Genomic DNA, 13,660 nt, shown 5'->3' on the forward strand with positions numbered 1-13,660 from the left:
CGGTCAGGACCCGACCGGCCCGGGCGGTGCGGCGCCCGGCTCGTCGAGGACGGCGGTGATCAACCCGGGGAAGCGGCGCTCCAGGTCCTCGCGGCGCAGGCTGACCAGGCGCTGCCGGCCGTGCGGGTCGTTGCGGACGACGCCGGCCTCGCGGAGCGTCTTGAGGTGGTGGGAGAGCGTGGACTTGGGGATCTCCCCGTTGACGGGCTGGCAGGCCGACCCCTCCAGGGGACGGTCGGCCAGCCGGCGCACCAGCTCCAGCCGTGAGGGGTCGCTCAGGGCGAAGAGCACGTCGGTCAGCACCAGGTCCGCGGCGTCGGGGTGCGGCAGCTCCCGGGGGGCTCCAGTCATGGTTCGATAATAGTTGAACAATCGGCGCGTGTGTGCTTACTCTCGAATGGTTCGATATTTTTGGAACCGTTCGGGAGTACCGATATGCACACCCAGCGCACCGCGAGGCGGATGCCGCGTCCGGCCGGCTTCTGGCTGCTGGCCGCCACCCTGCTCGCCTTCCTGGCCGCCTCCAGTGCGCCCTCCCCGCTCTACGTGGTCTACCAGCACCAATGGGGCTTCTCGCCGATCGTGCTCACCACGGTCTTCGCGGTCTACGTACTGGCGCTGCTGGTGGCGCTGCTCACCGTCGGAGGGCTGTCCGACCACGTCGGCCGGCGGCCGGTGCTCCTGGCGGCGCTGGTTGTCGAGGCCGCGGCCATGGTCGTGTTCCTCACCGCGGACGGCGTCGGACCGCTGTTCCTGGCCCGCATCCTGCAGGGCGTGGCGACGGGCGCGGCAGCCGGCGCCATCAGCGCGGGGCTGATCGACCTGCAGCCCTCGCCCACCTCGCCCCTCGGCTCCCTGCTGAACACCGTGGCGCCGGCCACCGGGCTGGCCGCCGGGGCGCTGGGTGCGGGTCTGCTGGTGCAGTACGCCCCGGCCCCCACGCGGCTGGTCTTCGTCGTGCTGACCGCCGTGTTCGTGGTGCTGGCGGCGCTGGTGCTGTTCCTGCCCGACCCCGTCTCGCCGCGCCCGGGGGCCTGGGCCTCGCTGCGGCCCCGGGCGGCCGTGCCGGTCCAGGCCCGCCGGACCTTCCTGGCGGCGACGCCCTGCCTCGTCGCCACCTGGGCGATGGGCGGTCTCTACCTCGCGCTCGGCCCCTCCCTGACCGCCGGGGTGCTGCACATCGGCAGCCATCTGGTCGGCGGCCTGGTGGTGACCACCCTCTTCGGCGTGGCGGCCGTCGCCTCGCTGGTGGTGCGCGACGTGACGCCGCGGCGGATGATGACCGGCGGCTCGGCGGTTCTCGCCGTGGGCACCGGACTCACGCTGCTCGCCCTCGCCGGGCCCTCGACGGCGCTGTTCTTCCTCGGGACCGGCCTCGCCGGGTTCGGCTTCGGCGCCGCCTTCCTGGGTGCCTTCCGCTCCCTGGCGGCACTGGCCCGGCCCACCGAGCGGGCGGAACTGTTCGCCTCGGTCTACGTCGTGAGCTACCTGGCCCTGAGCGTTCCCGCCGTACTGGCCGGGCTCGCCGTGCCGTCCTTCGGTCTGCACGCCACGGCGACGGTGTACGGCGCCGGGGTGGTCGTGCTCGCGCTGCTGGCGGTCGTTTCGGGAGCCGTCGTCCGCAGGCCCCCCGTCGTGGTGCCGGCGGCGGCCCCGCCCGCGCAGGAGCCGGCCGCCGCCACCCGCCGGCTGACCGCGACCGCCGTGACCGCCGCGGTCTCCGGTCCGGCCCGCGGGCCCGGGTCCCCGGCGGACGTCTGACCGCGGAGCGGCCCGCCAGTGCCTGTCGTCGCAGGTCACGGGCGATGGTCGCTGGGCCGCGGCGTACTGGCGCCGGAGACCGCCTTGCCACCCGGCAGCCCCTGGTGGCGGGCCGTCAACGAACGGTTGCTGCGCGACAAGACCGAGGCCCAGCTGCTGTCCGCCGGAGCCGCGGGCACCCCAGGTGCCCGCAGCGTCGAGTTCTGGCTGGACTTCATCCGCACGCCGGAACCCCGACGCTGGTACCGCGCGCACAACGCCAGCATCGTCGCCGGCTACCTGCAGCACGAGGAACTGGCCGCCGCCGAGCTGAAGGTGGAGCGGTTCATGATGAACGTCGCGCTGCTGCGCGTCCTGTTCACGCACGCGATGCTCACGCGGCCCCGGCTCGCGCTCGGCCCGCTGGCCGCGTTCGGCCCGCTCATGGCCGACCCCCGGCACCGGGCCGTCCAGATGTACCTCGACCTGGGCCGGTCCTTCCCGCCCGAATACCCGGTCAGCACACCCGTCGAGGACACCGTCCTCGACGAACACGCCCTCGCCCGCATGCTGGACTCCGGGGTGATCGCCCCGCGGCTGTCCGAGCTCTACGCGTTCTCGGCCGCCTCGCTGGAACAACCCCGGCTGGCCACCCTGCTGGACGACGGCGTCCCGGCCTACGCGTGGCCGCACGCGGACCGGCGGATCTGGTACGTCGGCAACACCGGCCCGCACCTGCGGGCCATCGCCCGCCTCACCGGAGTCCGCCTGCGCTGGGAACCGTCGCCACGGGCCCGCGTGCGCCGGGGACCGCGCGGACCGCGCCGGGCCCGCTCTCGAGGTGGACAGGAAGCTCCGTCCTCCCGTTGAAGACGAACGCGGGCAGGGGCCGCAGGTCCTCCAGCGGCACCGCCGGCCGCAGGCCGGGGAAGCGCCCGAACAGGTCGGGGAGGGCGGCCTCCGCCTCCAGCCGTTCCAGTGGTTCGCCGACGCAACGGTGGACGCCGTGGCCGAACGCGACGTGGTCCTTGTCGCGCCGGCGGACGTCGAAGGCGTCCACGTCGTCAGGGTGCCTGCGCGGGTCGCGGCCGCCCGCGGCGGATCAGCACGCCCTCGCCGAGGTCGATGTCCTCCACGGTGTACCGCAGCGGCATGTGTCCTCCGCGCGACACGCCGTACTGCCTGCCGGAACTCCGCGGGGGGCGACCTGAGGTGCGCTGCCATGGTGGATCCGCGCATGAGGTGAAGCAGATCGATGGATCTCATGCCGTGATGCGGCGAGCCGATGAACAGGGCCGCTGACCCGCAGCTGAGTTGCTGCGGGTCAGCGACTCGCCGAGGCGAAGGGGCCGGTGCCCGCGAACACCAGCCGGGCGAAGTTCCCGCCGATGCGCCGGTGTCCCGCGGGATCGGGGTGGACCTCGTCGGGCAGCGGCAGTTCGGCGTAGTCGGCCGCACCGTAGAGCGCGCGCCCGTCGAGGTGGTGGAGGTTGGGGTCGTCGGCCGCCCGCTGTGCGACGATCCGGGCCAGCTCCTCGCGGATGACGTTGAGGGTCAGCCGGCCCGCGGCGCGTTCCGCCGGGTCTCCGGTGGCCTTGAAGCGCAGCCTGCCGCCCTCGAAGTCCGGGGCGAGCGGGCCCGGGGTGTCCTCCTGGACGGGGCACAGGATGGGGGAGACGACCAGCAGCGGTGCCGTGGGATGGCCCTCGCGGACGATGTCGAGGAAGCCGTGCACCGCCGGGGTGAAGGCGCGCAGCCGCATCGCGTCGGTGTTGACGATGTTGATGCCGATCTTGAGGCTGAGCAGGTCCGCCGGAGTGTCGCGCATCGCGCGGGCGGTGAACGGGTCGAGCAGCGCGCTGCCGCTGAACCCCAGGTTGACCAGCTCCACTCCGCCTGCGGCGGCTGCCAGTGCGGGCCAGATGCCGGTCGGGTGCGCGGCGTTGGAGCCGTGGCTGATGGAACTGCCGTGGTGCAGCCACACCTTGCGGCCCCGCGGCGCGGGCGGCTCGACGGGGGCGTCGGTGCGCAGGGCGATCAGCTCGGTGATCTCCGAGTGCGGGAGCCAGATCTCGACGTCCTTGTCCCCCGGGGGCAGTTCGCCGAACCGGGCCGTGCCGGGCGGCCCCTCCCGCAGCTCGGCGGCTTGGGTGACCATGTCGACGATCTCGCGGACGTTGCCGCCGGCCACGGTGGCCTGGGCGGCGAGACGCCCGTCGGCCAGCAGGTCGTAGACGCCGTCCGGCGGGGCCGCGAAGCCCCGGTAGACCCGTTTGGTGGGCAGCGTGTCCAGTTCGACCGTGGTGGCCCGGGTGCGGAACACCAGCCGCACGCCGGACGGCTGGGCCTCCGCCACGGCCAGTTGCCCGTCGGGGATCTGCCGGCGCGCCGCGGCGGGCAGGCGGTGCGGGAGCAGCCCGTGGCGGGTGCGCTCCACGTCGAGGGCACCGCGCAGCAGTTCCTCGGTGACGGGGGTGGTGATCAGGTTCCGGTGCGTGTGCATGGTGCGTTGCCTGTCCGATGGCTGTCCGTGGGCTGGGTGCCCGTCCGTTCGGTGGGAGGTGCCGGGGCGCGCCCTCAGGACGTCGACCGCTGCCGCAGCAGGGCGTCCAGGGAGTCCAAGGCCCACGACCACGACTCCTCGGCGGCGACGGGTGTGTGGTCGAAGCCCCCCGCCAGTTCGAGGCTGACGTAGCCGTGGAAGACGCTGCCCAGGAGACGGACGGCGTGCGTCTGGTCCGGTTCCGGGAGGTCGTAGCCGCGCAGGATGGCCCGCGTCATCTGGGCGTGCCGGACGCCGGCGCTGGCGGCGGCCGTCTGCGGGTCGAGCCTCAGCTGCGCCGCCGCGTAGCGGCCGGGGTGCTCCCGGGCGTACGCGCGGTACACGTTCGCGAAGGCGACCAGGGCGTCCTTGCCCGCGCGGCCGGCGAGGGCCTCGGCCGCCCGGTCGGCGAGTTCCTCCAGGGCGAGCAGGGCGATCCGGGTCTTCAGGTCCTGCGAGTTCCTGACGTGCGAGTACAGGCTCGCGACCTTGACGCCGAACCGCTCGGCGAGCGCCGAGACGGTCACCTGGACGAAGCCGACCTCGTCGGCGAGTTCCGCCCCCGCCCGGGTCAGGCGTTCCGCGGTGAGTCCTACGCGTGGCACGGTGTGGCTCCCTTCCTCCGTAAGCGATTATGCGCATACCTAAACTGATTAGGCAAACGCCTAGCATTGGGAACCCAAGGTGCGCACGCTCCGCTACGAACGGCCCACCCAGGATGCGGCCCACGTCACCGCATGTAACGGTCGTCATGTGCATTTCGGGTTCGGCTGGGACCAGGGGACTCGTGGGCGGCTCCGGCCGTCGCATGACCGTCCGCCTCGCCCACGACGTCGAGGTCAACTCCCCCGGGAACGACTCCTGTCGTACGGGAGGCAGTGACCTCGTACGCATCCCCTGCACGATCCACCACCACTCACCAAGTTCTGCTGAAACGCGAAGGGTCACGACTCGGCGGCCGCCGTGTCGTGCCGCGCTGCCGTGCGCCGCGCGGCGCACCGGCACGGGCGGCGCAGCGGGCCCTTCGGCTACCCGGAAGGAATGGGCTGTGAAGGCTCGTCTTGGCTTGAGCCGGGGAAGGACGCTCGTGGCCGTTGCGCTCGCCACGATCGTCACCTCGGCCCTCACGGGATCGGTGTCCGCCGTCGCGGACGGACACTCCGGAGGCACCATAGACTCCGGCCACTGGGGCGTCATCGCCCGCAACACGATCGGTTCCCCCGTCGCCGACCTCAGGGAGGGCCCGTTCGGCTCGTACGGTGTGACGGGATCCCCCTCCAGGCCGCCCTACGGCAACGGCAGCCTCGGAATCGCGGTGGCGAACGAGTCCACCACGCTGAGTCCCCCCAGCGAGAAGGTCGACTTCGGCAACGAGGTCGACTTCTACGGCAGCCGCGTCCGTGACCTGACCGCGCTCGGGTTCCACGTCTTCCAGACCCAGGAGAACGTCGGCTACGGCGGCACACGGAACCTGCCGAACATCAGGATCGAGATCAATCCGAGGCTGACGGCCGGCGACACCTACTCCACCATGGTGTGGGTCCCGCCCGCCGTCGCGCCGGTGAACCAGTGGAGCGGGTTCCTCGACGCCACCACCGTGAGCGGCGAGTGGTTCCTGTCGGGCAACGAACTCGCGCCCCTGTGCACCCAGTCCAGCCCGTGCAACTTCACGACGCTGAAGAACGCGCTCCCGCAGGCCACCGTCTACACCGTCGCCGTCGGCAAGGGCCGCGACAACATCTGGGTCGGCGCGGTCGACGGCCTCCGGATCAACCGGTACGTCTACGACTTCGAGGCCAGCGGCGTCAGGGCCCGGCGCGTCGGCTGAAGGCCGTCACTCCTCCCGCCGGGAGGGACCCGGGGCATCACCTGAGCGAGCCGGCCGGTGATGCCCCGGGCGGTGTCAACCGCCGTTCCGCCGCGCCTGGATGAGCAACAGGGCGACGTCGTCACTGCGGGCGGCGGACTGCTCGGCGTGCTGGACGAGGGCGTCGGCGAGTTCGTCCCCGGCCCCGGCCCCTGCCCCGGCGCGTGCGAGGCGCCCGGCGAGCGGCGATGCCGTCCTCGATGTCGGCGCCCGGTGTCCCGACGAGACCGTCGGTGTACAGGGCGAGCACCGCCCCGGGCGGCAGGGGTGCCCCGGGTGGCCCGTGCGCTCCGGCGGTCGGCGCGGTCCGTGCAGAAACTGGACCGTTCGTTCCTGATAGGCGTATACTCCGGCTCATGGCACGCGTGAGGGAGTTCGACACCGACAGGGCCGTGGAGGCCGCGATGAACGCCTTCCGCAGCAAGGGCTACGAGGGCACGTCGGTGCAGGACCTGGTCGACGCCACCGGCGTGGGGCGCGGTTCGCTGTACGCGGCCTTCGGCAGCAAGGAGGGGCTGTACCTGGCGGCCATGGACCGCTACCGGGAGAGGTACGCCCTGCCCCTGGTCGAGGCCCTGCGGGCCGGGGCGCCCGGCCGGGAGTTGCTGCGCGAGGTCCTGGTCGCGGCGGTCGACGAGATCGCGCGCGACGGCAGCCGGCGGGCCTGTCTGATCGTCGGCGCGGCCATGGAGCGCGTCGCGCACGATCCTCGGGTCGCCACGCACGTGGAGTCGACGACCGCGCTGCTGGAGGATGCGCTGGCCCAGGTCGTCGCGGAGGCGCAGGCGGACGGCCAGGTGTCCGGCAAGCGCGACGCGCGGGACCTCGCCCGGTACCTCGTCGTCACGATGCACGGCCTGCGGGTCATGGGGGCCGTCAATCCCGACCGGGAGGCGCTGACGGCCGTCGTCGACGCCGCCTTGGACGCCCTCGGCTGACCCGAGCCCGCCGGGCCGCTCACTGCGCGGTGAAGCCGCCGTCGATCGCGAGCGCGGCGCCGTTGACGAAGCTGCTCTCGTCGCTGAGCAGGAAGGCGGCGAAGGCGGCCACGTCCGCCTCCGCGCCCGCCCGTCCGGCGGGGATCCGCTCCAGGAACCGGTCCTCGATCCCGGGGTAGGCCTGGACGGCGGCACGCCACAGCGGGGTGTCGATCAGCCCGGTGACCAGCGCGTTGACGCGGACGCCCGCCTTGGCCGAGTCCAGCGCCGCGGAGCGGGTCAGGCCCACCACGCCGTGCTTGGCGGCCACGTAGGCCGGCATGCCCGCGTCGCCGACCACGGCCGCCGTCGAGGCGTTGTTCACGATCGACCCGCCTCCCGAAGCGGCGATCGCCGGGAGTTCGTGCTTGAGGCTGTAGAAGACGCTGGTCAGGTTGGTGGCGATCATGTGGTGCCAGAAGGCCGCGTCGGTGGTGCCGAAGGTGCGCTGGTTGTCGCCGCCGCCGGCGTTGTTGAACGCCCCGTGCAGGCCGCCGAACTCGGTCACCGCGTAGTCGACGAGACGGGCGACGTCGTCCTCGGCGGTGACGTCCGTCGGCAGGAAGGATGCGCGGCCGCCCGCGGCCTCGATCCCGGCCACGGTCGCCTCGCCGCGGGCCTTGTCGCGCGCGCCGATCACGACGGTCGCGCCCTCGGACGCGGCGCGCCGGGCGAAGGCGGCGCCCATCCCCGATGTTCCTCCGGTGACGATGACGACCTTGGATTCCAGACGGTGGGACATGTGCGCTCCATGCGTGTGTCGAGGGGGTTTCCGCGGGCTCGGTCCCGCCTGTCATCGGAGGCTAACACAATCTGGAACGAACGGTTGGTAAAGAAAAGGTATGAGATGATCTTGGTTCGTGGCGCGTGGAGATCTGACGGACGAGCAGTGGGCTGTGCTGGAGCCGTTGCTGCCGAAGGGCAAGAAGGCCGGTCGGCCGCCGATATGGACCCGGCGGCAACTGATCGACGGCATACGGTTCCGGGTCCGCACCGGGGTCCCCTGGCGGGACGTGCCAGGGCAGTACGGATCGTGGGCCCGGGTGTACGACCTGTTCCACCGCTGGCAGCGGGACGGGACGTGGCAGCGGATCTTCACCCAGCTCCAGGAGCGGGCGGAGGCGACGGATCTGATCACGTGGGACCTCGACGCCGACTCCGCCGACCGCCGGGCGCATCAGCGCGCCGCCAGGGCGAGGAGGAGGGGGAGCTCCGGATGGAGCCACCCGGCGGTCTCCTCGCCGAGCCGGACGATCACGGGCTCGGACGCCGGGACGGTGTGACCGCCGGGCCCTACGGCGTGCCGGGAAGCCGAATGGTGACGAGGAGACCGCCGGCGGGGCGGGGGGCCAGGTCGAGGGTCCCGTCGTGGGCGCGGACGATGCTCTGCACGATGGCCAGGCCGAGGCCGACGCCGGCGTGCTCGTCGGTGCGTACGCGTACCGTTCCGCGCTGGAAGGGTTCGGTGAGGGTCGATACCAGGCCGGGGGGAGCGGACGGCCGATGTTCAACCGGCTCGGGCTGGAGGTGCTGCCGCCGGACGGCCGGTACGCCGTCGCCCGGTTGCGGCTGCTGGTCGACGGGGAGGACCTGGTCGCGGAACTGCTCGGACCGGGCGGGCGCGGTCCGTTCGCGGCGTGGGCGCTGCCGGGCCGGCCGGGCCCGCTGGCCGCCACCGTCGTAGGCGGTCGCGTCGAGCTGGGGGAACCCGAGTGCACCGGCGGCTGCTGCGGTCACCTGTCGGTCCACGTGCGCCGCAGCGGCGCCGTCGTGGAGTGGACCGCCTGGCGGGGGCCGTTCACGCGGCCCCCGCCGGAACTGCACTTCGACGCCGGACAGTACGACGCCGAGCCGGCCCGCGCGGCGCGCACGGCGGGTCAGTGACCGCGGCCCAGGGTGGACTCGCGGACGACCAGGTCGAACCCGGGGCGCACGCGGCGCGGCGGGGCGTCCGGCGGGCCGGTCAGGCGCTGCACGAGGCAGTCGACGGCCTGGCGGGCGATGGCCTTCTTGTCCGGCGAGATCGTGGTCAGGGTGATCGTGCCGTAGCGCCCCTCCTCGATGTCGTCGAAACCCACGAGCGCGACGTCCTCCGGCACACGCAGCCCCCGGGTGACGAGCACCCGCAGGGCCCCTATGGCCTGGAGGTCGTTGTAGGCGAAGACCGCGTCCGGCAGCGCCCCGCGGTCCAGCAGGTCGGTCATCGCCTGGGCGCCGTCGGCCCGGCCGTACCCGGAGGCGGTCGCGACGAGGTCGTCGCCGTGCGGGAGCCCGCAGGCGGCCAGCTCCTCGCGCCAGCCGCGCAGTCTCAGGTGCGCGGGCTGCCGGGCGACCTCGCTGCGGGCGCCGATGAAGGCGATCCGCCGGCGTCCCGTCCCCGCCAGGTGCCGCACCGCGCTGCGCGCCGCGGCCACGTTGTCGATCACGATGTGGTCGTACGGGGCGTCGTACTCGCGCTCCCCGAGGAGCACCAGGGGTGAACTGTCGTCCCGGGCGAGCAGGTCCGACGCCTCCAGTTCGATCGGCGAGAGGATCAGCCCGTCGATCACATGGGTGCGGAAGCCCTGGGTCACCAGGATCTCCTTGCGCCGTTCGCCCGCGGTGTGGTCGAGCAGCACGGTGTAGTCGTGGCGTGCGGCGGCGTCGATGACGGCGCCGGCCAGCTCGGCGAAGTACGGGTTGCCGAGCTCGGGCAGGGCCAGCGCGATGATGCCGGTGCGGCCCTTGCGCAGGTGCCGGGCGGTGAGGTTGGGCCGGTAGCCCAGTTCGTCGATCGCCTGCTGGACCCGCGCGCGCATCGCGGGTGTGACGTGCGGGTAGCCGTTCACGACGTTCGAGACGGTCTTGATGGACACTCCCGCGCGCTGCGCGACGTCCTTGAGGCTGACGCCCACGGCGCTCCCTCCGGGTTGGGCCGGTGCCGGAGGGCCGCGCGCGGTCCACCGGCACCGGCACGGTCATGTGGTGCGCGGTCCCCGCGCGAGATACCGCTGGGCCACGACCACCACGATAAGGAAGCCGCCGCTGACCACCGATTGGTACGAGGAATTGAGGGAGCCGATCTGGTTGATGAGGTTCTGGATCACCGCCAGGACCAGGACGCCCCACAGGGTGCCGCTGACCGATCCCGCACCGCCGATCAGCAGGGTGCCGCCGATCACGACCGCGGCGATGGCGTCCAGCTCCATGCCGACGCCGATGATGGTCACGCCCGAGGAGAGCCGGGCGGCGTTCAGGGCACCCGCGAACCCCGCGAGCAGTGCGCTGATCGTGTACACCAGCACGCGGGTCCTGGCCACCGGCAGGCCCATCAGCGTGGCCGCGTCCGGGCTGCCGCCCACCGCGAACAGCGACTGCCCGAAGGAGGTCCGCTGGAGCACCAGCCCGCCGACGGCGAACAGCACCAGCGCGACCAGGACCGGGAGGCCGAACCCGGCCACCGTGCCCTGCCCGAGTTCGGCGAAGGCCGAACCGTGCGGTACCAGGTAGGTGTCGGCGCCCTCGTCGGTCAGGGCCAGCAGCAGTCCCCGGGCGGCCAGCAGCCCCGCCAAGGTGACGATGAACGGGGCCATCCCCGCCCGCGCGATCAGCAGACCGTGCACGGTGCCGAGCAGACCGCACACCGCGAGCGGCAGCAGCAGCGCCGGCAGCATCCCGTACTGCGAGGCCCACGCCGCGAGGACACCGCCGAGTGCGAAGACCGAGCCGACCGACAGGTCGATGCCGCCGGTGATGACGACGAGGGTCATGCCGAGCGCCACGATCGCCAGGAAGGAGGCCTGGACGGTGACGTTCTGCGCGTTGGCGAGGGTTCCGAAGGACGGGAAGACGAAGGAGGAGACCAGCACCAGCAGCAGGAGGACGGCGAGCACGCCCTGCCGCTGCACCAGCACGGCCAGCCGCCGCCGGTCCCCGGCACGGGCCGCCGCCACGGCGGGCGGCTCCGGCGTCGCCCCGGCGGAGCGGGGCGTGATGAGTGACTTCATCGGGATCGACGCTCCCGGGCGACGTAGACGGCGACGAGGATGATGACGGCCTGGGCCATCTGCGCGGTGGAGTCGGGGAGGTCGTGCTTGACCAGGGTGGCCCGCAGCAGCTGCATCAGCAGCGCTCCGCAGACCGTGCCCAGGACGCGCACGGAGCCGCCGGTGAGCGGGGTCCCGCCGACCACCACCGCGGTGATCGCGGACAGTTCCATCAGGGTGCCCAGCGTGGACGGGTCACTGGCCGTCAGACGGGCGGTGGCCAGCACCCCGGACAGGGCCGCGAGCACCCCGCACACCACGTACACGCCGATCAGCACCCGCTTCACCGGCAGCCCGGCCAGCCCGGCGGCCGCGCGGTTGCCGCCGATCGCGACCAACTGGCGGCCGAAGGTGGTGCGGTGCACGACCCCGGCGACCAGCAGGGCGAGCACCCCGGCGATCAGCACGACCACGGGGACGCCCAGGACGTCGTCGGTGCCCAGGCCCAGCAGACCCGGGTTGGCGATCTGCTTGAGCTGCCCGTCGGCGAGGACCAGGGCCAGGCCCCGGCCGCCCACGAACAGCGCGAGGGTGGCCACGATGGGCTGCAGACCCACCACCGCGACCAAGGTGCCGTTGACCGCGCCCACCACCGCCCCGGCGGCGAGCGCCATGAGCAGCGCGGACAGCAGTCCGTACCCCAGGTACAGCGGCAGCAGGGCCGCGGCGAGGGCCATGACGGACCCCACCGACAGGTCCACCCCCTCCGTGCCGATCACCAGCGCCATGCCCAGCGCCACGATGACCACCGGGGCCACCTGGACGAGCTGGGTGCGCAGGTTGGCCGCGGTCAGGAAGTGGTCGGTGAAGACGGCGTTGAACAGGACCAGCACGGCCACCGCCGCGTACACCCCGTACGCCTGGAACCAGGCGGGGGAGGGGAGCCCGACCGGGCCCCGCTGCACGGCCGGGGAGAGCTCAGCCATCGTGCCGCACCTCCCCGGCCGCGGCGGCGTCCCGGACGGCGGGCGCGTGGGCCGCGAGGACCCCCAGGAGGTCCCCCTCGCCGACCTGCTCGCCGGTCAGTTCGCCGGCCACGGCGCCGCCGCGCAGCACCACGAGGCGGTCGGCGCCCTCCACGAGTTCCTCGATGTCGGAGGAGATCAGCAGCACCGCCAGTCCCTCCTGGGCCAGTTCGTCCACCAGCGCCTGCACCTCGGCCTTGGCGCCCACGTCGATGCCGCGCGTCGGCTCGTCGAGGAGGAGCACCTTCGGCTCCAGGCAGAGCCAGCGGGCCAGCAGCACCTTCTGCTGGTTGCCGCCGGAGAGCTCGCCGACCTTCTGCTCGGGTCCCGAGGCCTTGATCCGCAGGCGCTCCATGAAGATCTCGACCACGCGGTCCTGGCGGGCCCGTGAGACGACGCCGGCCCGGGACAGCCGGGGCATGGCGGCCAGCACGATGTTCTCGCGCACCGACAGCCCCGGGACGATGCCCTCCGCCTTGCGGTCCTCGGGCAGCAGGCTGATGCCCGCGCGGATCGCGGCGGCGGGGGAGGGGCGGCCCAGCCGCTTCCCGGCGACCGTCACCGATCCCGAGTCCAGCGGCAGCGCCCCGGCCAGCGCCTTGGCGGTCTCGCTGCGCCCCGAGCCCAGCAGCCCCGCCAGGCCCAGCACCTCGCCGGGGTGCAGCTCCAGCGAGATGTCGTCCAGGACGTGACGCCGGCTCAGCCCGGCGGCGGTGAGCACCGCCTTGCGGTCGGGGTGGTGGTCCTCGCCGAAGCCGGTCCGCCCGTGCCGGCGCACCTCGGAGACCTCGCGGCCCAGCATCATCGCGACCAGCTGCATCCGGTCCAGGTCCGCGAGGTCGCCGGTGTGCACCAGGCGCCCGTCGCGGAGCACCGTGACCCGGTCGCAGATCCGGTACAGCTCCTCGAGCCGGTGGCTGACGTACAGGACGGAGATGCCCCGGTCGTGGAGGTCGCCGATGACCCGGAAGAGCGTCTCGACCTCGCGCGGCTCCAGCGCCGAGGTCGGCTCGTCCATCACGACGACCTTGGCCCGCACCGACACCGCGCGGGCCAGCGCCACCATCTGCTGGGTGCCCACCCCGAGGCTGCCGAGCGGGCGGCGGACGTCGGCGGTGACGCCGAAGCCCGCGAGCAGCGCGGCCGCCTCCCGGTGCATCCGCGGGAAGTCGATCAGACCGAGGCGGTTCTTGGGCTCGCGGCCCAGGAAGATGTTCCGCGCCACGCTCATCAGCGGGACGAGGTTGACCTCCTGGTAGATCGTGGTGACCCCGGCGTGCTGGGCTTCGGAGGGCCGCGCGAAGGCGACCGCGCGGCCGTCGAGCCGTACCTCGCCGGCGTCCGGGCGGTGCACTGCGGTGAGGACCTTGATGAGGGTGGACTTGCCGGCGCCGTTCTCGCCGACGAGCGCGTGGATCTCGCCCCGGCGCAGGGTGAAGGAGACGTCGTCGAGCGCCACCACACCGGGGAAGCGCTTGCCGATGCCGACGGCCTCCAGCACCGCGGGGGCGGTGGGGCCGCCCGGGCCGGGCGGCCCCACCGCC

General features: G+C 73.2%; 14 protein-coding genes and 1 pseudogene. 6 read left to right on the top strand and 9 right to left on the bottom strand.

Going from position 1 to position 13,660, the window contains the following annotated elements; genetic code table 11:
- Window positions 1-3: 3 nt before the first annotated feature.
- A complete protein-coding gene (locus PV341_RS17110; RefSeq protein ID WP_500323508.1) occupies window positions 4-351 on the bottom strand; it encodes an ArsR/SmtB family transcription factor in 348 nt (115 codons plus the stop codon).
- Between the two features lie 84 nt (window positions 352-435).
- On the opposite strand from PV341_RS17110, the gene PV341_RS17115 reads away from it, so the two are divergent.
- Together PV341_RS17115 and PV341_RS17120 are read left to right on the top strand one after the other, a co-directional pair.
- Entirely contained in the window at window positions 436-1,761 is a 1,326-nt protein-coding gene (locus tag PV341_RS17115) for an MFS transporter (RefSeq protein WP_500323509.1), read from the top strand.
- An 18-nt stretch (window positions 1,762-1,779) separates the two neighbouring features.
- On the top strand, window positions 1,780-2,610 hold the full coding sequence (locus PV341_RS17120; RefSeq protein ID WP_500358270.1) for a hypothetical protein: 831 nt from the start codon (window positions 1,780-1,782) through the stop codon (window positions 2,608-2,610).
- Window positions 2,611-3,064: 454 nt separating this feature from the next.
- Here PV341_RS17120 and PV341_RS17125 read toward each other — a convergent pair whose 3' ends face one another.
- On the bottom strand, window positions 3,065-4,243 hold the full coding sequence (locus tag PV341_RS17125) for a GDSL-type esterase/lipase family protein (RefSeq protein ID WP_500323511.1): 1,179 nt from the start codon (window positions 4,241-4,243) through the stop codon (window positions 3,065-3,067).
- A 74-nt stretch (window positions 4,244-4,317) separates the two neighbouring features.
- On the bottom strand, window positions 4,318-4,887 hold the full coding sequence (locus PV341_RS17130) for a TetR/AcrR family transcriptional regulator (protein WP_500358272.1): 570 nt from the start codon (window positions 4,885-4,887) through the stop codon (window positions 4,318-4,320).
- Between the two features lie 482 nt (window positions 4,888-5,369).
- Here PV341_RS17130 and PV341_RS17135 point away from each other — a divergent pair, with 482 nt between their 5' ends.
- Together PV341_RS17135 and PV341_RS17140 are read left to right on the top strand one after the other, a co-directional pair.
- Complete coding sequence (locus PV341_RS17135; RefSeq protein ID WP_500323514.1) at window positions 5,370-6,110, top strand: hypothetical protein; 741 nt, start codon at window positions 5,370-5,372, stop codon at window positions 6,108-6,110.
- A 395-nt stretch (window positions 6,111-6,505) separates the two neighbouring features.
- Complete coding sequence (locus tag PV341_RS17140; protein WP_500323516.1) at window positions 6,506-7,087, top strand: TetR/AcrR family transcriptional regulator; 582 nt, start codon at window positions 6,506-6,508, stop codon at window positions 7,085-7,087.
- 19 nt (window positions 7,088-7,106) lie between these two features.
- Here PV341_RS17140 and PV341_RS17145 read toward each other — a convergent pair whose 3' ends face one another.
- Window positions 7,107-7,868 (bottom strand): SDR family NAD(P)-dependent oxidoreductase, encoded by a 762-nt coding sequence (locus PV341_RS17145; protein WP_500323517.1) that lies wholly within the window; start codon window positions 7,866-7,868, stop codon window positions 7,107-7,109.
- Between the two features lie 118 nt (window positions 7,869-7,986).
- On the opposite strand from PV341_RS17145, the gene PV341_RS17150 reads away from it, so the two are divergent.
- On the top strand, window positions 7,987-8,409 hold the full coding sequence (locus PV341_RS17150; RefSeq protein ID WP_500323518.1) for a transposase: 423 nt from the start codon (window positions 7,987-7,989) through the stop codon (window positions 8,407-8,409).
- Between the two features lie 10 nt (window positions 8,410-8,419).
- Here the strand turns inward: PV341_RS17150 and PV341_RS17155 are convergent.
- Window positions 8,420-8,614: pseudogene (locus PV341_RS17155) on the bottom strand (ATP-binding protein); the annotation flags it as partial.
- A gap of 261 nt (window positions 8,615-8,875) precedes the next feature.
- Here PV341_RS17155 and PV341_RS17160 point away from each other — a divergent pair.
- The gene (locus tag PV341_RS17160) at window positions 8,876-9,010 is read left to right on the top strand and encodes a hypothetical protein (RefSeq protein ID WP_500323519.1); all 135 of its coding nucleotides are present in this window, start codon (window positions 8,876-8,878) and stop codon (window positions 9,008-9,010) included.
- Here PV341_RS17160 and PV341_RS17165 read toward each other — a convergent pair.
- The 4 genes from PV341_RS17165 to PV341_RS17180 form a co-directional block, all read right to left on the bottom strand.
- Window positions 9,004-10,020, bottom strand: coding sequence for a LacI family DNA-binding transcriptional regulator (locus PV341_RS17165; protein ID WP_500358273.1), 1,017 nt, complete (start codon window positions 10,018-10,020; stop codon window positions 9,004-9,006). The two genes, PV341_RS17160 and PV341_RS17165, sit on opposite strands and share 7 nt — an antisense overlap.
- Before the next feature lie 63 nt (window positions 10,021-10,083).
- Window positions 10,084-11,112, bottom strand: coding sequence for an ABC transporter permease (locus PV341_RS17170; protein WP_500323522.1), 1,029 nt, complete (start codon window positions 11,110-11,112; stop codon window positions 10,084-10,086).
- Complete coding sequence (locus PV341_RS17175; RefSeq protein WP_500323524.1) at window positions 11,109-12,077, bottom strand: ABC transporter permease; 969 nt, start codon at window positions 12,075-12,077, stop codon at window positions 11,109-11,111. The genes PV341_RS17170 and PV341_RS17175 overlap by 4 nt, the downstream gene beginning before the upstream one ends.
- The gene (locus PV341_RS17180) at window positions 12,070-13,656 is read right to left on the bottom strand and encodes a sugar ABC transporter ATP-binding protein (RefSeq protein WP_500358276.1); all 1,587 of its coding nucleotides are present in this window, start codon (window positions 13,654-13,656) and stop codon (window positions 12,070-12,072) included. Before PV341_RS17180 ends, PV341_RS17175 begins: the two co-directional genes overlap by 8 nt.
- Window positions 13,657-13,660 lie beyond the last annotated feature (4 nt).

The organism is Streptomyces sp. PA03-1a (genome assembly GCF_033792805.1).
In the GTDB taxonomy this organism is placed as follows: Bacteria; Actinomycetota; Actinomycetes; order Streptomycetales; family Streptomycetaceae; genus Actinacidiphila.